Raw genomic sequence first — 21,193 nt, 5'->3', positions numbered from 1 at the left:
TGTTGTCGTTTCAACGGGTGTGGTGAATGTTGCTTAAGTCACTGCAAACTGCTTACGACTTTCAGGCGTCAGTGCTTGTAAAGCATCTGTTGTTGCCACAGTAGCTCCATGGTTGACAACTACTGGGACTATTTTTCCAGTAGTTGCTTCATCGAATACTGTTGCTTGTGATCTACCGACCTCCAATGTCACTGGAACTGCTTGAACAACTTTATCTGGATAGGTTACGTTAACGACCCCTGAAACTACATGGGGTTGATTTTTACCAGGTGTCACATTTGGCTGTGATTGCCAAGTATAAGTCGGAGTATATTGAGCTAAAGCTGACACATTATCCACTAACGCCTGAGCTGCTGGCAAAACGTTCCACGCCGTCTTGACACCTGTTTTAGCGGTTGCACCCAGAACTTGAACTGGAAGTAACATAGAAGCGGTCGAACCATCTTCAAAGGTCAAAGTTGTTGCCACTTGTTTATTGCCAAGACCTGTTGTTACGACCGGGGCATTAAAAGTAACTTTTCTTACTTTTGCTTGAGCCTTTTGCTCCGAGGTCAATACAGTAGCCGGATCTAAGTTTTGTCCATAATGAACAGTAACTTGATCCAAAGGCGCTTTGAACTTACTTGCCAATGAAGCACCGACCGTTACTGTGACTGGAACTTCTTGCATCGTTTTATCGCCATAATCCACCACGACCGTATTGTGCACAATGTGAGCTTCATTTTCAGTCGGAGTTACGTTTAATGGTGTCTTCCAAGTATAGGTAAGTGGCGTCACTTTACCAAATTGTGCTAACTCAGTTGTATTAGCGATCATATCCTGAGCTTTTACACTAGTTCCCCAAGGTGTCTTCATCCCTTGTTTGGCAGTTGCTCCAATAATATTTACCGGTACATTCGCTAAGGTAGTCTTATCATCTTTGGTAGTAACTATTACGACTCCTTGTGCCGTTCCAGCTAGCTTAGTAGATGGACTTTGACTCCAAGTTACACTCTTGACTAAGGACCATAGCGGTTCCCCACTAAGTGTCTTTTTACCACCTGTTTCCTGCCAACTTTGTAGCTCTTCTACTGGCAAAGGTCGCATATCATCATTTACTTCATTGACGTGCATCACTAATGGTTTAAGTGTAAATTTACCTGCTTTTAGATCAACATCTTCCACATTGACAGGAACATTGACTTCCATTTCGTGATGATAATTAGGATCATATTCGTCAGGGAAACTTACTTTAACGACTGCGTTTTTCATCCCACTTGTACTTAGATCTGGTTTTTTGACAAAAGTATAGGTCGCATTGGCAGGTAGTTCCTTAACATTAGCGATCAATTCTTTAGGATCTTGTAGAAAAACAGCATTTAATGGATACGTAAATCCACTCGCAGCAACCGGTCCGACCTTGACCTTCAAAACGGTTTCTTGCGGGACTTCATTTTCAGTTGATTCACCATTCCCATCAAGTTTACTTGCAACACGCACCACTAAATTACTATTAGCTGCTAAAGCATTTCCTGTTAATTCCACCTCAAACGGCAAATCTTTAGCTAAGCCATTGAAACGAACAGGTTGGACATCTGTCTCACCTAAAACTTTACCTGTCTTATCCTCAACTGTTACATGTTGTGTATTTTTTTCAACATTACTAAAGACTAATTGGCCGTGTACCCTATTTTCCGTTCCATATGCATTGGAAACATTAGGCATCGACACATGCGGATTAGTGAAAACTGATTCTTCCTTTAAATCCGGTAAAGTGTCACCATCAGAATCATTGAAAGTAAGCATACTTGTCGCTAAAGAATAATTTTGCATTGTATCACTGGAATCCCCGTAATACTGGCTAAACAGCAAGTTTCCACCTGCAGTTCCTTTTTTTAGCATATCCGTGTAGATATCTTCAGGCTTTTTGTTCAAATGATAGACTAACCGAACCATCACTGGACGACCAGCGATCGACACTGAACTGTTAAATTGAACATAGTCAGCCATATTGGTAGGATCAAACACACCCGTTCCGTCCAAATTCAGCGGAAGATCTGCCACTTTGTGCTCAAGTCTAGACAGATAAGCTATCCGCTTCCACAAAGACTTTCCGGTTTTAGGATCTGTAACTTGTTCAAAACCATAAGAACCATCTGCACCCCAACCATCTGCAGCTTTATCAAGCTCTACCGTATATGCCCCGTTATTTTTTTCAATATAAGGAAGTAGTGCACGGTCGATCGCATAATGTAATTTGAATTTCCAGTCACTATTATACGACCACATACTGCTTTTTTCGGCTTGATAATAGACAACCAAAGCACCATTTTTTCCAACACTAGGATCATAACTGACCGTCGAATTGGCCCCCATGAACTTGCCACCAAAATCACTCGTAACTGGGACCTTAGCTAATGGATCATTAGGTCCAACGATATAACCTTCATTGTTAGTCGATAACAACGCCGTACGACTTGAATTATCGTAGACATATGCATTATATACGAGCGGGCTCTTAGCGATATTTGGCAGTTTTAGGATAGATGTTATCAAGAGTATCATTTAACATGATCTTCCCATTGCGCGCCATCGTAGCCTTACCTGCGCTGGTAAATAAACCGCCAAAGATCCCACCTTGCTTATAAACAACATTAGCTTCCCAAATATTAGTTGGTTTTTGGGCATCATTGTATACCCGCTTAAAATGGACGACTTCATTTACAGTATCAGCTGGACTGATCGAGATATCGGCTACTTTATCGACTAAACGATCGTCTAATTGGATCCTAAACTTATAATCTGCTGATAGAATAGCAGTGGCATTGCTCCGGTGATTGACCGCTGTAAATGGGATCGAATTGCCTTTCATCACATCAGGTGTCAATCTTCCTGGATCGACCGACATTGAATACCACTTAGCGTTATAACTCAATTGTGGCGTATATAGCCCCGTCTTATTATCGACCGCTTTAGTTGCATCAGCTTGCCACTGCGGTGATTTTTGCGTCTGGACGGCTGGTGTTACTTGAGTTGGTGCAGTTTGGGTCGGTTGAGCCACGGCATTTTCAGTTGCTTTAGGTGCACTGCCAACAGGTGTCGTTGTTACCGTTGGTTTACTTTGTGGCTGAACATTGGCATTTTCCTGTGGTTTGCTTACAACTGCACTAGAACTCGCCGTAGTTGCAGGTTTAGCCTGTGGTTGACTTTCTACCTGAGAGTGCTCAGTTTCAGTCGCCTTAGCAGTGGACGCAGCAGCAACCGGTTCTGTACTTGATACCTCAGCTGTAGATTTGGCCGGCGTTTCCCTAGTCGTCTCTGGCTTAGCGCTATTTAAAACGACTTCTTTTTTCATATTTTGCTTGTTACTATCAGTTTTTTCACTTGCTGTATCGGACTGTGGAGCCGTTTCAGCAGCCATTGCAGTGTGTGATCCTGCATACATAGCAAAGGTCGAGCTGATCAAAACTGAGGCCACACCGATCGTTAGTTTTTTGATTGCAAAATGCTGTTGCTTGGCTTCGAGTTTTTGCGCTTGAAGTTGATAATTGTTTTTCGAAAGCATACGCTCACCCTCCATTGATTATTTGAAATCAAGTATCTATTTCAGAGATACTCAACAACTTGAACATACTTTATCCCTAAAATAAGAAATAATCAATAGATTCAATCACTTTTTATTAATTATATTCAATAAAAACTTATTTATTCATTAAAAATATTATATAAATTTAAATAGATTTTGTATTACAAAAAAACACTCCAGTCTTCACTTAAACTGGAGTGTTTTAAGACACTTAATTAATCTTTAGTTCTGATCGTAAAGCTACGTTCGCTATTTTTTTTGGAAAAACGTTCGCGCGAATCGTTTCTCCGCTTCTTTTTATTATCACGATAAGATTTTGATTTACCATAGTCGCGTTTATTATTAAATTTATTGTTACGACGACTACCGTAACGCTTATACTTACCTGTACTACTGCTCTTACGTCTTGGTAATGGACGTTCAGGCGTGATCTTGACCGGAACTGAGCTAGCATCATCTTTAGTCATGTTATTGAGTAAAGCGGCTACTAGATCAACATCGTCATATTCCGCCAATAATTCCTTAGCTTGTGTTTCATATTTAGACGTTTCTGTTTTAGCAACTAATTCTTTGACATCGTCTAAAGCTGATGAAACTTGACCAACAAAAGCTTCTTCTTCTGTTGGTGGACGCAATGGATCCATGCGTTTCTTAGTCAAACGTTCGATCACACGTAAATAATCCATCTCATTAGGTGTTACAAAAGTCACCGAAACACCGTGGCGTCCAGCGCGTCCTGTACGTCCGATCCGATGAACATAACTTTCTGGATCTTGTGGGATATCGTAGTTGTAAACATGGGTCACACCTGAGATATCTAGCCCACGAGCTGCCACATCAGTTGCAACTAAGATATCTAACTTACCTTCCTTAAAGCGCTTAAGGATACTCATTCGACGTTGTTGCGAAAGATCACCATGGATCCCAGCCGCGTTATATCCTCGTGCTTCCAAGCCCTTGGATAATTCATCGACCCGACGTTTTGTCCGCCCAAAGACGATCGTTAATTCTGGGGCTTGAACATCCAAGATCCGTGTCATGATATCAAATTTTTCATAATCACGTACTTTAACAAAATATTGATCAACTAGATCGGTCGTCAATTCTTTAGCCTTGATCTTAACAACTTCTGGTTCAGTCATGAATTTTTCGCCGATCCGCAAGATCGCTTTTGGCATGGTTGCTGAGAATAACAATGTTTGGCGTTGACCGGGCACATTAGAAATGATCTTTTCGATATCATCTAAAAAGCCCATATCTAACATTTCATCAGCTTCATCGAGGACCAACATCTTAACCTTGCTCAAATCAACAGTTTTACGGTTGATATGGTCCAATAAACGACCTGGTGTACCCACTAAAATTTGTGGTGGATTCTTCAAGAGTTTGATCTGACGACGAATATCAGCACCGCCATAGACAACTTGGACGCGTGCGCGCTTATCTTTTCCTAAGCGATAAAGTTCTTCTTGTGTTTGGATCGCCAATTCACGCGTTGGTGAAATGATGATCGCTTGAATAGCATGTTCCTTAGGATCAACATGCTCTAAGATAGGCAAACCAAAAGCTGCTGTTTTACCAGTCCCTGTTTGAGCTTGACCGATCACATCTTTACCTGCAAGAACCAGCGGGATCGTTGCCTCTTGAATTGGCGTAGCTTCCTCAAAGCCACTACGCTTAACAGCTTTCAACAGGTCTTCTGAAAGACCGAGTTCATCAAATTTCAAAAATTATTTCCTCCTAGTTTCGGTGGTCAGGCCACCTGTCTGCACAAAATAACAGACCACTAAACTTCGCCAAAGCCCGCCAGCCCGCAAAGTTCATCTCATACTTATTCATTTTGTACGTATCATAATAGCATATCACTATTATTCACTCTTAGCAATCTTAGTTAGAACTTCTTCTAAATGGATCCCATGACTAGCCTTTAATAAAACTGCATCATCAGGTGTCAATTTTGCCAATAGATCTGTAGCTAACTGTTCTTTTTGCTCTGGTGAATAGCAGTGGATCTGGTCCACATCAAATTTAGCTTGTAAAGCTGTAGCCAAACTTTCCATCAATGGACCACAAAGGTAGACCTCACTGATCTTATTTGGATCGATCGCCTCAGCTAAACTAGCATGCATTTGACGTTCATTTTCCCCTAATTCCAACATATCTCCCAAAACAGCGATCCGTTTTCCCGCAACTTTGACCTCAGCAAAGGCTTGTAAAACCTCTTTAGCTGCTGTTGGATTTGAATTGTAGACATCGCTTAAGACCATAAAACCGTTTGTCCCTGTACGCCATTCCGTACGATTTTTGGTAAGATCGAAATTTTCTAACGCTTTAGCCATTTGTGCTACATCGATCATAAATTCCTTTCCGACACTTAAAGCTGCCAAAGCATTTTTGACATTATATGCCCCGATCATTGGGATCGTAAAGTTTTCATCTGGCCATAAAGTCACTCTAAAGCTGGATTTAGTAGCATCACTTACGACGTTTACCCCTTGAAGATCATCTTTAGGTTCATTACCAAACGTGAAGGTCGCTTGTTCGATCTTAGCCGCCCGTTCGACTAAAAGTGGTTCATCTCCGTTGTAGATCAAGAGACCATCTTCTTTCAAACCGTTAACGATCTCCATCTTAGCATCAGCGATCTTGGCGCGCGTACCGAAAAATTCGATATGTGCTTCACCGATCATCGTGATCACAGCTACATCTGGTTGCGCTAAACGACTTAACTCATCTATCTGTCCAAAGCGGTCCATCCCCATCTCGACGACCAAGATCTCAGTATTAGGTTCCATTGATAAGATCGTCATTGGGACCCCGATCTCGTTATTGAAGTTAGCAAAAGTCTTTTGGACGTTGAATTGAGTGCTCAAGATCGCAGCGATCATGTCCTTAGTGGTCGTTTTACCGTTACTTCCAGTCACAGCTACGACCTTTGGATTTATCTTTTGCAAATAATAACGACCTAATGCTTGTAAAGCGACCAACGTATCCTCGACCACCAAAGCTGGAATATCAGTTGGTGTCTCAGGATGATCAGCTTGCCATAAAACTGCACTCGCTCCATTATCTAGCGCAGCTTGAACATAACGGTGACCGTCTTGTTCGCCAATAAGTGGCACAAATAAAGCCCCCGGTTCTAGCTGGCGGCTATCAAAGCTGACGCTGGTAATGGTAATATCTTCCCAAGTTTCTTTTGCTTCTATCTCTAAAGCACGAGCAATTTCGGATAATTGCATCTTCATGCGGATGTTCTTCCTTTCTGCCGATCAAATAATGATCAACATAACTTTTTTTGTCAGTTCCTATCCATTGTATCACAAACAATAATGAGCTACAAAAAAGGCACTGCTTGCACAGTACCTTCCGATTACATTTTTTGCAAACGTGCGATCCGTTCTTCGATCGGCGGGTGGGTATCAAATAAATGTGCCCACGTTTTACCCTTGAATGGATCGGCAATATACATCGAAGCGCTACTTGCATCAGCAGCTTGCATCGGTTCACTATTTGAGATCTTAGCTAGTGCATTGATCAACCCCAATGGATTTCGGGTCAATTCAACTGCTGAAGCATCAGCCAAATATTCTCGATTACGCGAAAGCGCCATTTGAGCCATTGAAGCTGCCAACGGGCCTAAAACGATGGCTAACAAAGCCAAGACCAACATGATGATCTCAAAGATCCCATTGCCACCTTCACGATCATCACGCCGTCTAGTGCCACCCCAAAAGAGTGAATGTGAACCAAAGTTAGCCAACAATGAGACAACTGCAGCTAAGGCTAATGCTGTGGTCTGCAACTTGATATCGTAATTACGAATATGTGAAACTTCATGTGCCATCACACCTTCGATCTCTTCACGATTCAAACGCGCCAATAACCCCGTTGTAGCTGCTACAGCAGCGTGTTCGGGATCACTACCTGTAGCAAAAGCATTGGGACTTGGATCATCAATGATAAAGACCCGTGGCATCGGGACCTTACCAACTAATGCCATGTCTTCTACGATATGCCACAATTCCGGTGCCTGGCTGGGATCGGTGATCTCATGTGCATTGTTCATATTCATGACTACATCAGTCGACTGACCTAACATGATGAACATGTAGACAAACCCTAAAACGATCGCAAAGATCACACCCATCGTCGCACTACCAGCAAAGGCGTAGCCGATCGCTGCTCCGATCACGCCTAATAATAATAAGAAACCAAGTACTACCAAAACGGTTTTTCGTTTATTTGAGGCGATCTGTTGATATAACATCTTGCATCCCTCTAATCAAATGAAACTTTTGGCGCTTCCTTTTGTTCTTCTGGAACAGAAAGATAGTCGACTTTCGTAAAATGATGGATCTTAGCGATCAAGTTAGATGGGAAAGTCAATAACTTTTGGTTAAAAGCAGCTGCCGAAGAGTTGAACAATTGACGTGAATAAGCGATCTTATTTTCAGTATTTGTCAATTCTTCCATCAACTTAGTAAATTCTTGATTTGCTTTTAGATCTGGATAGCTTTCAGATAATGCAAAAATAGAACGCAATGTATCTGATAATTGATTAGAGACTTCCATCTTAGCTTGATGGTCACCATCTGGGATCGCAACTAATTGATTCCGCAATTTAACGACCTCAGCAAAGGTCTCCTTTTCATGCTTAGCATAGCCCTTAGTTGTTTCAACCAAGTTAGGGATCAAGTCATTACGGCGTTTCAATTGAACATCGATCTGACTCCAAGATTCTTCTGTGTAAACTTTTGCCTTTTGCAAGCCGTTATAAAGTGTGATATAAACAACGGCTAACAATAAGACGATCACGACTAAAACGATCAAAGCCATAAAATTTCCTCCTTAAATCTCTTTACAAAAAAAGCCAAGGGTGAACCCAATCACTCTCGGCTAGCGCAGTATTCATTGCTGAATAGAAGGCCACACTCCACAATGTAGACCATTCAAGCACGCTACATCCGGTAGCTAAATGTGCCCTGCTATCGACACTGACCACTAGTCGCCGCAGCGAAACAACAAAATGTTGCCTGGTCTATCTCGACTCATCGCATATTTTAATTTTACCCTATATCAAATAGCGATTCAAGTTAAGAGTTTGTTAAGATAATAGAGACTTATCCATCCTATGATGGGCGATACCAGCCTCCATAAAGCCTTCTCCGACCACTTGATAGCCTAATTTTTTATAGAAAGCTTGCGCCTGGTCCTGTGCCCCTAAAGTCAAAGTGTTTATCTTATGGTCACGTGCGCTCACTTCGATACCATTCAACAACTCACTAGCTAGGCCTTGACCACGATGTTCTTTTTTTACAGCAACACGCTGAATATGCCAAACACCTGGCTCTTCTTCAAAGGCTCGTGCCGTAGCGACAGGGAGCTCATCTAAATAACCTGTAAAATATAATGGTCCTTTTTCGCCTGCGACTTCAAGTTCTAAACTCACACCTTGCTCCATGATAAATACTTCTTTTCTAAGAGCTAATGCATCTTTATAGACTGAACTTTCAAGTGAATTACTACTTTTGATCTCCATATTGTCCACTCCATCAATAATTTTGCTTTATTTTAGCTAAACTTATTCCATTATTCAAGTAGTAGCTTTTGCTTGAACTAATTTGAAATAGAACTATAATGTAGTTGTGAAATGATTTCACCGCTTTGTGGAGCATTTTACGGAAAGAGGCGAAGGATTATGGCTAAGAAACTAAGTAAAGAAGAACGCAAGGCTATGGCACGTAAAGCAATGGAAGCCCGTGCTAAACAACCTAAGCCAGCAGCTGGCTCAGGCTTTGCAAAACTTGATTCTGATGCTGAACACCTACGCGGCTAATTACCGTTAGATATTCACAGCGCTAGCACCTGTTTTTGGCAGGTGCTTTTTTTATGAAATTTTTTTGAGTTTTATCTTCCCGCAAAACCCACTTTTTTGTCGCTCGATCTGTCATAAAATTAAATCATTATTCATTTTTTTCGGAAGAATTTCAGATTTTTCTAGCCCCCATTGTTAAGCTTAAGAAAGCGGTTGTCAAAGATTTTCACAATTTGCATGTTTTTTGCGTATATGCTAAGGTTTTTATATCGTTTTTCTGCGCAAATACTTAAAAAACAGAAAGGAAGATTACATGACAGTCGAAATCGACGTAAGAAATGTCAGCAAAATATTTGGGCGCCAAGTTGAAAAAGCTGAAAAATTAGCTGCCCAAGGTTTAAGTAAAGAAGAAATTTTAAAGAAAACCGGAGCTACGGTCGGGGTCGACCGTGTCTCTTTCCAAATCGAAAAAGGTGAGATCTTTGTGATCATGGGACTCTCTGGGAGTGGTAAATCAACTGTTTTACGGATGTTAAACCAGTTGATCCCAACTACCTCAGGCCAGATCATCGTTGACGGTCAAGATCTCACTAAATTGACCAAAAAAGAACTACTTGATTTTAGACGTAATAAAATGAGTATGGTCTTCCAAGACTTTGCTCTTTTTCCACACTATACAGTGCTTGAAAATGTTGCTTATGGACTTGAAATCAAAAATGTATCTAAAGAAGAGCGACTAAAAAAAGCCCAGCACGCACTTGAATTAGTCGGCCTTAAGGGCTATGGTGAACAATATCCTGACCAATTATCCGGTGGGATGCAACAACGTGTTGGCCTTGCTCGGGCGCTTGCCAGTGATGCACAAGTCTTATTGATGGACGAAGCTTTCTCCGCCCTTGATCCTTTGAACCGTAAGGAAATGCAAGACGAACTTTTACGGATCCAAGCCGAGTTAAACAAAACCATCGTCTTTATCAGTCATGATCTGAATGAAGCTTTAAAATTAGGGAATCATATCATGATCATGCGCAACGCTAAACTCGTTCAAGTCGGCACCCCCGAAGAGATCTTAACTTCACCTGCCGATGACTATGTTGAAAAATTTATTGAAGATGTTGATCGCAGTCGGATCTTGACGGCTGAAAATGTGATGATCAGTCCCGCAATGGTCAACATCGAAAAAGCTGGTCCTCGGACCGCTCTTCGCGAAATGCGCGAAAATCACACTTCTTCAATTTATCTCGTCGATAGCAAATATCGCTTTAAAGGCATCGCTTCTGCCCAAGATGTGTCTCAATGCCTTAAAGCGGGCAAAACAGACCTTTACGATGTTATTCAGACAGATGTTCCAACTACTACACTTGATACAGTCTTAACTGATCTTTTGGCCGATATTTCAACAACTACGATCCCATTTGCTGTCTTAGATGACCACCAGCGCCTCCGCGGGATCATCATTCGTGGTGCTGTCTTGGCTGCACTTTCAGGAAACGAGGTTGATGCTTAATGTTTAATATTCCAAAATTACCACTTGAAGATTGGGTCAACTCAGGGGTTGACTACTTAGCCAAATTTACCGGATTTTTTGATGCGATCTCAAACTTTATTTCGATGATCGCAAATGCTTTTCAATGGTTCTTTGACCTTTTCCCAGTTTGGCTCTTTATCCTATTACTGTTATTAGTAACTTATTACTTACGCCGTGATCAAAAGAAATGGGGCTTACTGAGTCTCGAGTTAGTCGGCCTACTGTTTATTTGGAACATGGGTTACTGGCGTGATATGACACAAACTTTGACTTTAGTTTTAACTTCATGTGTGATCGTCTATTTCTTTGGGATCCCCCTTGGAATTTGGATGGCTAAAAATAAAACCGTCAAAGCGATCGTCCAACCGATCTTAGACTTTATGCAGACGATGCCCGCCTTTGTCTACCTGATCCCTGCAGTTGCTTTCTTTGGGATCGGGACAGTGCCTGGAGTCATCGCCTCGGTTATCTTTGCGATGCCACCGACAGTTCGTATGACTGATCTAGGTATCCGTCAAGTTCCAGCCGATCTGATCGAGGCCGCTGATTCTTACGGCTCGACTGCTTGGCAAAAATTATTTAAACTGCAATTACCTTTAGCTAAAAATACGATCATGTCTGGGGTAACTCAATCCTTGATGTTATCGCTATCGATGGTCGTGATCGCCTCAATGATCGGGGCTTTAGGTTTAGGAACTAAAGTATACTTTGCTGTTGGTCGTAATAATGCCGGGGCTGGTTTTACTGCTGGGTTAGCGATCGTTATCTTAGCGATCATCTTAGATCGTTTGAGCCAATCTCTCCAAAATAAGTAAGGAGGGCTAATGTATGAAATATTTAAAAAAAATACTATTACCTGTGATCTTACTTGGGGCCTTTATCCTGAGTGGTTGTAGCAGCTCGACGCAAGCTAAGTACGACGCTACTAAAGCACTCGGCCCCCAGGTAAACTATACAGTCACCGGGATCGATGCTGGGGCTGGTGTGATGGGTAACACCCAAACTGCATTAGAAAAATACGGACTAACGCAAAAAAACTGGCAGTTACAAACCAGTTCGACCGCTGCCATGACGAGTGTTTTAGATAAAGCGATCAAAAATAAGCAACCGATCGTGATCACTGGTTGGGTCCCTCACTGGATGTTTACCAAGTATGACCTAAAATTCCTAGATGACCCTAAAAAAGTTTATGGTGAAAGCGAAGGGATCCACACGATCGCCCGCTTGGGTCTCAAAAAAGAGCAACCAGGTCTTTATCAATTTTTAGAAAACTTCAACTGGACTTCAGATCAATTAGCCCAAGTCATGTTGCAAATAAATGATGGGGTCGATCCTGCTCAAGCTGCTAAAAACTATCTCAAAAAGCATCCCGATCAATTAAAGGCTTGGCTCAAAAACGTTCCTGAAGGCAATGGCAAAACGGTGACCTTAGCCTATGTTGCCTGGGACTCCGAGATCGCAAGTGCTAATGTCGCTAAAGCTGCCTTAGAAAGCCGTGGCTATAAAGTCAACATTCGCTCGATGGACGCGCAACCGATGTGGACTGCTGTAGCCACAGGTGCTGCTGATGCTTCTTTAAGTGCTTGGCTACCTGTGACCCATGATGCCTATGCTGAGCATTTTAAGGGAAAATACATTGATGTTAGAACTAACTTGAAAGGTGCTAAAACTGGTTTAGCCGTTCCCACTTACATGACAAATATCAATTCTATCTCTGATCTAAAAAATAAATAGTAGTGTGTGCAACACCGTTTGAATAACAAGGGGGCCCGCCATGATGTTTTGCATCGTGGCTGGGCCCTCTTTGTTATCAACAAAAATAACGCCCAGTGGATATGACTCTCACTAGACGTTATCGATTACTTATTTTTAACTTTGAGCTGCGATCTCATCAGCAAATTGGCTGTTGTACAGATCAGCGTAGAAGCCACCTTTAGCCATCAAGGCTTGATGATCACCAGTTTCAACGATCGAGCCGTGATCCATCACGATGATATTATCGGCATCTTTGATCGTGGATAAGCGGTGGGCGACCACAAAGCTCGTACGGGCCTGTAGTAGACGTTCCATCGCTTGTTGGATCAACACTTCAGTCCGGGTATCGACTGAACTCGTAGCTTCATCTAAGATCAAGATCTCAGGATCAGCCAAAAAGGCGCGGGCGATCGTGATCAATTGCCGTTGTCCTTGGGAAATATTGGATGCTTCTTCATTTAAGACCGTATCATAGCCTTCAGGAAGTTGGCGGACAAAGGCATCAACGTGGGCTGCCTTGGCTGCTCGAATGACATCTTCTTTAGTAGCATTCTCACGACCATACTTGATATTGTCATAGATCGTTCCCGTAAAGAGCCAAGTATCTTGTAACACCATTGAAAAATGTTCCCGTAGATCTTCACGCGTGAATTTACGTGTATCTTTTCCATCCAAACGGATCGCACCATCATTGATATCATAAAAACGCTCAAGCAAATTGATCAGAGTCGTCTTACCGGCCCCAGTTGGACCAACGATCGCGATTTTTTGTCCCGGCATTGCCTTGAAACTAAAATCATCCATCAAGATCTTATCATCGGTGTAGCCAAATTTAACGTGATCAAATTCAAGTTTGGCATTGGTTTGAATATCTGGCTTTGTTTCGGTAGCGGGATGCATCTCAGGTTCATCTAAAACTTCAAAGATCCGTTCAGCCGAGACGATCGTTGCTTGGATCGTATTGGCTAAGTTAGCTAATTGCGTGATCGGCTGGGTGAATTGGTTGACGTATTGCAAGAAAGCTTGCACGTTACCTAATGTGATCGTACCATTTGAGACTTGGATCCCACCAACAACGGCAACTAGCACATAACCGATATTTTTAACAAGGTTCATCAGTGGCATGATCAGCCCGGAAATAAATTGTGCCTTCCATGAAGCCTTGTAGTAGCGCTCATTTTCAGCTTCAAATTCAGCGATCATATCATCGGCCTTGTTGAAAGTCTTAACGACTGTATGGCCCGCATAATCTTCTTCGACAAAGTTATTCAACTGGCCCAAGCTCTTTTGTTGCGCTGCAAAATGCTTTTGTGAACGTGGAGCAACGACTGCAACTGTGACTAACCCCAGTGGGATCGTGATACAAGCGATCAGGGTCAATTTCCAACTGATCGAAAGCATCATGATCAAAACAGCGATAAAAGTCACCGAACTAGTCACTAGCTGTGTCAAACTCTGTTGAAGCGTTCCCCCGATATTATCCATATCGTTGACCGCACGTGACATGATATCCCCATTCGAGTGAGTATCATAGTATGAGATCGGCAAACGCTGCATTTTTTCTTTAAGATCTTTACGCAAACGGTAAACGATCTTTTGGGAAATATTGGCCATGATCAGCTGTTGGGCAAAACTCAAAACAGCTGCGATCGCATAAAAGCTTCCGACGATCAATAATATGTGTTTGATCGCATCGAAATCGATCGGCAAACTGGTCAAATGTTGTCCAGCTTTCATCTGCCTATAGCCCAATAAAACTCCATTGAAGATCTCTGTCGTGGCTTGACCTAAGATCTTTGGCGTGACCGTTTGGAAAATGACAGAACTGATCGCAAAGATGATCACCAAAAGCAGGCCCCACTTCCATGGATCCATATACTTGATCAATCTAAAAGTCGTCTTCCAAAAATTCTTAGCTTTCCGATTCATCGGATCTTTTGTACCATGTCCGTGCACTAGTGCTCATCTCCCTTCTTTAATTGTGACTCAACGATCTCTTGATAAGTCTGGTTGTTTTCGACTAGCTCATCATGTGTCCCTTGACCAACTACTTTACCTTCATCCAAAACGATGATCTCATCAGCAGCGGTAACTGTTGACACACGTTGGGCCACGATCACTAGTACACTCTTTTGGATCTCAGGATCGTTTTTCAAACCTTCACGTAATTTAGCATCTGTCTTAAAATCAAGCGCTGAAAAAGAATCGTCAAATACGTAGACCGCAGCTTTTTTCATCAAAGCACGAGCGATCGCTAACCGTTGCTTTTGCCCCCCAGAGAAGTTGTCGCCACCCTGTTCTACCTGAGCATCTAAACCATCTGGTAGTTCAGAGACGAATCCCTTGGCTTGCGCTAATTCTAAAGCATGCCACATCTCTTCATCCGTCGCTGTTTCATTGCCAAACTGCAAATTGCTTCGGATCGTTCCCTTAAAGAGCACGGCTTTTTGCTGTACAAATGACACATGCTCATGCAGATCACTTTGGGCCACTTCTGTGATCGGCGTTTCATTTAAGGTGATCTGCCCTGCTGTCGGATCATATAACCGTGGGATCAAGTTGACTAAGGTCGATTTACCCGAACCAGTCCCCCCGATCACAGCTAACATCTGCCCTGCTTTAGCCGAAAATGACACATTTTCTAAAGCGAGATTTTCGGCATTTTCATAGCGAAAACTGACATTATCAAAGACCAAATGACTCGGTTTATTTTGATCGATCACTTGATCACCAGTTGTTTCGACGATCGAGAGTGGCATCTCCAAAACTTCATTGATCCGCGCAGCCGCCGCTTGACCACGGGGGATAAAAACAAAGACCATCGACAACATCATAAAGCTAAATAAGATCATGCTGGCGTAAGTCATAAATGAAACTAAATTACCGATACCCATTTCTTGGTTGCCGATCAATTTAGCCCCAAACCAAACGATACCCATGTTCGTTCCGCTTAAGATCAAAGTCATGATTGGAAACATCAAGGATACGATACTAAAAACTTTGATCCCCGTGTTCGTATAATCTTTATTAGCATCATCAAAACGTTTTTGTTCAAAATCATCCCGGCGGAAAGCCCGAATGACCCGCACCCCAGTCAAACCTTCTCTGAAAGTTAAGTTGATCCGGTCGATCTTTTTTTGCAGGCCTTTGAATAAAGGAACCGCAAAATACATAATGACCGCGATCGCCACTAATAATAATGGGATCGAAACTAAAAAGACGCCCGTCAAACGTTTTTCACTTTGATACGCCATAAAACTAGCCCCGATCAGCATCAAAGGTGCCATCAACATCATTCTAAGCAACATGATCAACACATTTTGGGTCTGCAAAATATCATTGGTCGTCCGTGTGATCAAAGAGGAGGTCCCAAATTGATCGATCTCGCGCCCACTAAATTGCAATACCTTGCGAAAAACGGCTTCACGTAACTTAGCCCCAGTTTTTTGTGCCTGTGTCGAGGCAAAGTAGACATTACCCACAGCTGCCACTAAGCCAATTGCGGCAATCAATAACATTTGAAGCCCGATCTTCCAAATATAAGCTGTATCTCCCTTAGCAACCCCATTATTGATCATATCTGAGGTCAAAGCTGGTAAATTCAGATCGCAGATGACCTGAATAAATAAAAAGAATACCGCTGCCAAAACTGCACCTTTTGACAGGCGCTTTTTGACTAACTTAAACATACGATTTTCACTTCCTCAAGATTAAATTTGTATAGTTATCTTACCGCCCTCGCCCCTTAATGTCAACTTACTTTACAGATATAATCGATTTTATAACAATTATTAAGAAAAATAGCTAAAAAGGGTAAGCAATGACTTACATCATCACCTACCCTTCTAAGCTGCAAAAGCTCGTTGAAATTCCGCTAATGTAGCCGGATCTTGCCAAATATCAAAATATATCTGTTCAAAGGCTCCATCAAATTCCGCTCGCTTTAAACACGAACGGAAACTTTGCGCGACCATCTTAGGATCATTTCCTGCAGCACCACACCCAAAAGCACCTAAAATAAGAACAGTTGCTTGCGCTTGTTTAAAAGCGCGAAGTGTTTGTAAGATCTTATTTTGCACGCTCAGTTGAAGCTGCTTTTGATCTGGCTTTTGGCCTAATAATTCAGTTATCTGGTGAATATTTGGCGGACTGATCGCCGCCACATCAGCATAGCGGGCCTGTGCCAAGATCTTGTCTTGCTTAGCATCCCGCAAAAATTTGACATGTTCAACATAGATCAGTGCTTCTGAATAAAACCCCTTCTTTGGATCGAGTTTATTTCTATAATAAAAGTTACGCCAATACTTATATAATTCCGGATATAAAAAACTATTTCGACACAATAAGCGCTCTTGGCTATCAGTTTGCAATAACCGACTTCCGATCAAAACCGGATCAGCAAAGTCCATTACACCAACTTTTTTAGTTGTATTTATCTGTTGTAAACGTGACAACAAATGCTTATTTTCAATCAAGATCTGCGTAATAAAGCTATTTTGCGTCCTCGTTTCCGGCAAAAGTCGTGTGATCAACTGTGATTTTTGCTTTAAACTCGGCATCTGGATCTGATAGAGATTCATCGCTTTATGCTCAAGCGCGTCACTTGTTGATTTATCCATCTCATCCACCTCTTTTTTACCGTTATTTGGTCCAAATCGAATATGACATTTCGTATTTTGTCTCTAGGCTTTGTAAATTGACTTTAGGAGCTTGATGAGTCGTATTGAACAAGGCGATCCCCTTAGTCAAATTGAGGGGCAAGGTGACTAATCTGATCTACTAGGTCGCCACAGACAACCTGGTCGATCAGATCTCCGCCGCCAAAGAGCCAAATATTTTTCCCTTCATTGGCCCGCAATTGTGTGATCAAAGAGATCACATCACCTGAAAAACACCGCATATTAGCTCCCAGTCCTGCTAATGGGGTATGTGAAAAAACGATCACTTCTTTTTGCGTCATATTCAATAAACTATGGTAGTAACACTTATAGGTATTCTTTCCCACCAAAACTGTATCAAAATCCGGGGGAACTCGCCAATCTACCACCCCCGCAGGTAAATGATCTCGATAAAATCGTTCTAAAGCTAAAACACTTCCTTGCTCATCTGCAATGTAGCCATCCAGACTAACGAGCACTGAGATAATTAAATTTCGCGTCGTCTTCTCTGCTATATCCTTTACGTTTAATTACGATCCCTAAACACCCCAACCAAACAAAGGTTGGTAACACTAAAAATACGACCGTTGTTTTAGCTGGAACATAGGAGATCTCTAACCGATTATGTCCCCGCTCTTGTCTTAATTTTAGCGCGCCGATCCGTGTATGTCCAAATTGAGCATCTGTCAAAGTTTTTCCATTTAGCACAACTTTGGTGTTTTTATATCCGATTGCAGGCACAATGATCTCTTTAGCTTCGGCAGCATCCCATTGATAGACCAAAGCATCCTTAGTAGCCGTTTTGGTAAATTTTTGTTCTTGCATGATCACTTGTTTGCGATAATGCCGGTAACCATGGATCTCATCTTGATCGGTCAACTTGGTGTAAAGCGGTAAATAATCAGGCGTCGATTTTTGAACATAGTACAGGCCTAAAGCAAGATCCTTACTAAAGAACGCTTGCTTGATCTGCTGGGTATCATCGGTGAAATAGGTTGTATTTTTTTGATACATAAATTCTTCAGGCTCATCCCACATCGCTAAACTCTGCTCAAGCGCTTGGATAGTTTGAACAAAAGAACAGGTAACTAATACGGCTAACGCACCGATCACCACCCATCCATTTATCTTTAGTTCAGTCGCAAATAAACCTAGCGACATGAGCAAGAGCACCGTGTAAGGGACAAAGAAGCGAAATGGGAACTGTAAGATATTGACAAATTCAAAGGTCTGACTCAACCATTTCCAAGGTAATAACCGCGATGACAGGATCAAAAAGAGCAAGGCTTCTAGCGACACGATCTTATTTAAAGTGGAGATCTTTTTCCAAAATACGAGCAACAGGATAATTTGCAGCCCACCCAAGATAACGATCCCAAACGGTGCGAGCCAATTTGATAATCGATAAACACTCAAGGAGACAGCTGTTCCATAAATATTTTTATTGATAAATGGTTGTAAAACAGTATTTCCAAAGTAGACCTCGACTAAACCAGCCCAAATATTAGTTGTCAACAAGAAAAATAACCCAATTGCTAGAGCCATATGTTGTAATAATTTAATACGTTCAGGCGTTTTGATGAAAGCATAGATAAAGGCGGGAAGGTAAGCCATGACGACAAATAAACTTGTCAAAAAGTGGATCTGAAACATCAAAGCCGTGCATAAAGCCAATTCTAAAACATTGACCCGCTTTTCGACGATAAAGGTCACTAGTGGCAACAAACATAGTGGCAATAAGGCAGCAGCCCAACCGGAAAATGCCTGGGATAGCGTCCAGTACTGGACCGCATATGTTGTTAAGTAAAAAAGCGCTAAGCCTAAACTATAACTCACCCTAAGTTTGCATTTCCGCAAAAGGGCATACATCGACCCACCAGCTAATAAATAAACAGCAATATCAGAGAGAATTTGGTAGTTGAACCAAGTCTTGCCCACCAACAACAAAGCTCCATTGAAATAAGCGACCACCGGCCCATAAAGCGCATTGATGATCCGCCCCGACTGCTGAAAGCCATACATTGTAATAAAGTGGTGGAAATTCCCTTCTTTTAACTGCATTGCTGCTTCATAAAAACGATTATAGTGGAAGATCGAATCTGATCCCAAAAGCATTTTATGAGCCAACACTTGTGGTAAAACTAAGACGAGCGCACCGATCACAATAACTAACGCGATAAATAACCTTGAACGCATTAATTTAGACATCTTCACTTGAAGAACCTCTTTCAATAAAATGATAAAAATATCTCTATTTTTTAACTAATTTATTTTCATAATTTATTATACACTCTTTTTGAAATTAAACGTAAAAAAACAACAGTTTAACTAAACTGTTGCTTAAATTTAAACTTTTATTTGAATTTAGGCCAAATAGACCGCTGCTTGTTGACCTGCTTGGCGCCCAAACACCACTGTTTCAGCGATCGAGTTGCCACCGATCCGATTATTACCATGCAATCCGCCTGTGACCTCGCCGGCAGCAAAGAGTCCTGCCATGATATTACCCGATTGATCTAAAACTTGAGCTTTTTCGTTGATGTGTAAGCCCCCCATCGTGTAATGGATCGCAGGAGCAACGTGGATCGCATAATAAGGAGCTTTTTCTAGCTTGCGTTGCATCCCTGTTGTTCGACCAAATTTAACATCCCGCTTGGTTTCGACTGCTGTATTCCATTGGATCAAGGTATCTGCCAAAACAGTTGGGTCTAGCTGAAGCTTTTGTGCTAGCTCAATTGGGGTAGCCGCACTGACGACCAAACCCTTGCTAGCGTAAAAATCGATCGCTTTGACCCGTTCTTTGACACCCTGATCAAAGATCAAATAGGCAGCTTGCTCAGGTAACGCTGTGATCTGTTCGGAAACAACTTTCCGCGTCCCTAGCTCATTAGTGAAACGAACGCCTTGTTGATCAACTAAGATCGCACCTTCCCCCCGCACAGCTTCACCGATCAAGTAGGTATGTGGTGTATCTTGTTGCACGGTCGGATGGATCTGGATCATTTCCATCTGTAATACTTGCGCTCCAATATGCTCTGCTAAAATGATCCCATCCCCAGTCGCGCCGACATGATTAGTCGTCTTGTAAGCCAAGAGATCGGGACGATAGCGTTTGAGCAATTGCTTGGAAGCACCAAAACCGCCCGTTGCCAAGATGACTGCTGAGGCAAAGATCGTTTTGGGCTCACCCGCAACTTGGACATTTACCCCTTTGATCTTACCAGCATCGTCTTTTAACAGCTCTGTGACTGTTGCTTGGGTAAAGATAGGAACTCCGACTTGGTCTAACAACCACAAGAGATTATTGACTAAAAAAGCTCCGATCGGGGCAGTACTCTTAGGCCGATGGGCGCGTTTTTTCTTCATTCCTCCAGTGATCGTCAAGTCATTTAAGATGATCCCATGTGAACGTAACCAATCGATTGCTTGCCCACTATGCGTCGTGAAATAGTTCAATAATTCTGGATCATTTAAGCGCCCCCCACCTTGGTAGGTCTCTTGATAAAATTCAGCAAAGCTATCCACGATCCCTTCACGCAACTGAATGTTCGTTTCAGCTGCATTCATGCCTGAAGATGCTCGCATAGTGTTGCCCCCAACTGTAGGCATCTTCTCTAAAATAACCGGTCTTAGACCTAATTCTCGTGCTTGAAGAGCACTGACCAGTCCAGCTCCACCTGAACCGATGATCACAACATCATACTGTTCCTTTAAGTCACTTGGTGCACTTGGAGTAAATTTAAATTTTTCAGCCACGCTTTATCATAACTATACAAAATGCGGAATTATGTAGTTCATAACTAGAAAGAATATAGTTTTTCCTTTCTAAATCTCGCTTACCAGTAACACACAATACTCCCCACTAAATATCC

At 42.1% G+C, this 21,193-nt stretch carries 17 protein-coding genes; 4 read left to right on the top strand and 13 right to left on the bottom strand.

What is annotated here, in order from left to right; genetic code table 11:
- Positions 1-33 precede the first annotated feature (33 nt).
- From FC30_RS06350 to FC30_RS06320, 7 genes are all read right to left on the bottom strand, one after another.
- Positions 34-2,544, bottom strand: coding sequence for a Rib/alpha-like domain-containing protein (locus FC30_RS06350; RefSeq protein WP_029507266.1), 2,511 nt, complete (start codon positions 2,542-2,544; stop codon positions 34-36).
- Entirely contained in the window at positions 2,498-3,544 is a 1,047-nt protein-coding gene (locus FC30_RS06345; RefSeq protein ID WP_029507267.1) for a YSIRK-type signal peptide-containing protein, read from the bottom strand. Before FC30_RS06345 ends, FC30_RS06350 begins: the two co-directional genes overlap by 47 nt.
- Before the next feature lie 236 nt (positions 3,545-3,780).
- Positions 3,781-5,292, bottom strand: a complete 1,512-nt coding sequence (gene cshA, locus FC30_RS06340) for a degradosome RNA helicase CshA (RefSeq protein ID WP_010688119.1) — start codon at positions 5,290-5,292, stop codon at positions 3,781-3,783.
- A 141-nt stretch (positions 5,293-5,433) separates the two neighbouring features.
- Positions 5,434-6,810, bottom strand: coding sequence for a UDP-N-acetylmuramoyl-tripeptide--D-alanyl-D-alanine ligase (locus FC30_RS06335; RefSeq protein WP_005919072.1), 1,377 nt, complete (start codon positions 6,808-6,810; stop codon positions 5,434-5,436).
- Between the two features lie 125 nt (positions 6,811-6,935).
- A complete protein-coding gene (gene htpX / locus FC30_RS06330; protein ID WP_010688120.1) occupies positions 6,936-7,832 on the bottom strand; it encodes a zinc metalloprotease HtpX in 897 nt (298 codons plus the stop codon).
- Between the two features lie 11 nt (positions 7,833-7,843).
- Positions 7,844-8,401: a LemA family protein gene (locus FC30_RS06325; RefSeq protein ID WP_010688121.1), complete on the bottom strand. Its 558-nt coding sequence runs from the start codon at positions 8,399-8,401 to the stop codon at positions 7,844-7,846.
- Between the two features lie 268 nt (positions 8,402-8,669).
- Entirely contained in the window at positions 8,670-9,104 is a 435-nt protein-coding gene (locus FC30_RS06320) for a GNAT family N-acetyltransferase (RefSeq protein WP_010688122.1), read from the bottom strand.
- 159 nt (positions 9,105-9,263) lie between these two features.
- Between FC30_RS06320 and FC30_RS09605 the strand changes: the two genes are divergently transcribed.
- The 4 genes from FC30_RS09605 (at position 9,264) to FC30_RS06305 (ending at position 12,642) form a co-directional block, all read left to right on the top strand.
- Positions 9,264-9,401: a hypothetical protein gene (locus tag FC30_RS09605; protein WP_004051144.1), complete on the top strand. Its 138-nt coding sequence runs from the start codon at positions 9,264-9,266 to the stop codon at positions 9,399-9,401.
- A 292-nt stretch (positions 9,402-9,693) separates the two neighbouring features.
- A complete protein-coding gene (locus FC30_RS06315) occupies positions 9,694-10,887 on the top strand; it encodes a quaternary amine ABC transporter ATP-binding protein (RefSeq protein ID WP_010688123.1) in 1,194 nt (397 codons plus the stop codon).
- Positions 10,887-11,723: an ABC transporter permease gene (locus FC30_RS06310; RefSeq protein ID WP_010688124.1), complete on the top strand. Its 837-nt coding sequence runs from the start codon at positions 10,887-10,889 to the stop codon at positions 11,721-11,723. Before FC30_RS06315 ends, FC30_RS06310 begins: the two co-directional genes overlap by 1 nt.
- A gap of 13 nt (positions 11,724-11,736) precedes the next feature.
- A complete protein-coding gene (locus FC30_RS06305) occupies positions 11,737-12,642 on the top strand; it encodes a glycine betaine ABC transporter substrate-binding protein (protein ID WP_010688125.1) in 906 nt (301 codons plus the stop codon).
- Positions 12,643-12,777: 135 nt separating this feature from the next.
- Here the strand turns inward: FC30_RS06305 and FC30_RS06300 are convergent, their stop codons facing one another.
- The 6 genes from FC30_RS06300 to FC30_RS06275 all read right to left on the bottom strand — a co-directional run bounded on the left by FC30_RS06300 (position 12,778) and on the right by FC30_RS06275 (position 21,077).
- Positions 12,778-14,592 carry an ABC transporter ATP-binding protein gene (locus FC30_RS06300; RefSeq protein WP_029507268.1) on the bottom strand — a complete coding sequence of 605 codons (1,815 nt, stop codon included), beginning with the start codon at positions 14,590-14,592 and terminating at the stop codon, positions 12,778-12,780.
- Positions 14,593-14,618: 26 nt separating this feature from the next.
- Complete coding sequence (locus tag FC30_RS06295; RefSeq protein WP_010688127.1) at positions 14,619-16,352, bottom strand: ABC transporter ATP-binding protein; 1,734 nt, start codon at positions 16,350-16,352, stop codon at positions 14,619-14,621.
- 156 nt (positions 16,353-16,508) lie between these two features.
- On the bottom strand, positions 16,509-17,282 hold the full coding sequence (locus FC30_RS06290) for a TIGR02452 family protein (RefSeq protein ID WP_010688128.1): 774 nt from the start codon (positions 17,280-17,282) through the stop codon (positions 16,509-16,511).
- A 122-nt stretch (positions 17,283-17,404) separates the two neighbouring features.
- Positions 17,405-17,710 (bottom strand): dihydrofolate reductase family protein, encoded by a 306-nt coding sequence (locus tag FC30_RS06285; protein WP_156400134.1) that lies wholly within the window; start codon positions 17,708-17,710, stop codon positions 17,405-17,407.
- 79 nt (positions 17,711-17,789) lie between these two features.
- Positions 17,790-19,529, bottom strand: coding sequence for a hypothetical protein (locus FC30_RS06280; RefSeq protein ID WP_235804182.1), 1,740 nt, complete (start codon positions 19,527-19,529; stop codon positions 17,790-17,792).
- A gap of 156 nt (positions 19,530-19,685) precedes the next feature.
- A complete protein-coding gene (locus FC30_RS06275) occupies positions 19,686-21,077 on the bottom strand; it encodes a flavocytochrome c (RefSeq protein WP_010688131.1) in 1,392 nt (463 codons plus the stop codon).
- Between the last annotated feature and the right edge of the window lie 116 nt (positions 21,078-21,193).

Source organism: Ligilactobacillus animalis KCTC 3501 = DSM 20602 (genome assembly GCF_001434535.1).
GTDB lineage: Bacteria > Bacillota > Bacilli > Lactobacillales > Lactobacillaceae > Ligilactobacillus > Ligilactobacillus animalis.
Note: the sequence above shows the minus strand (reverse complement) of the source record. Positions and strands in the feature narration are given on the sequence as shown.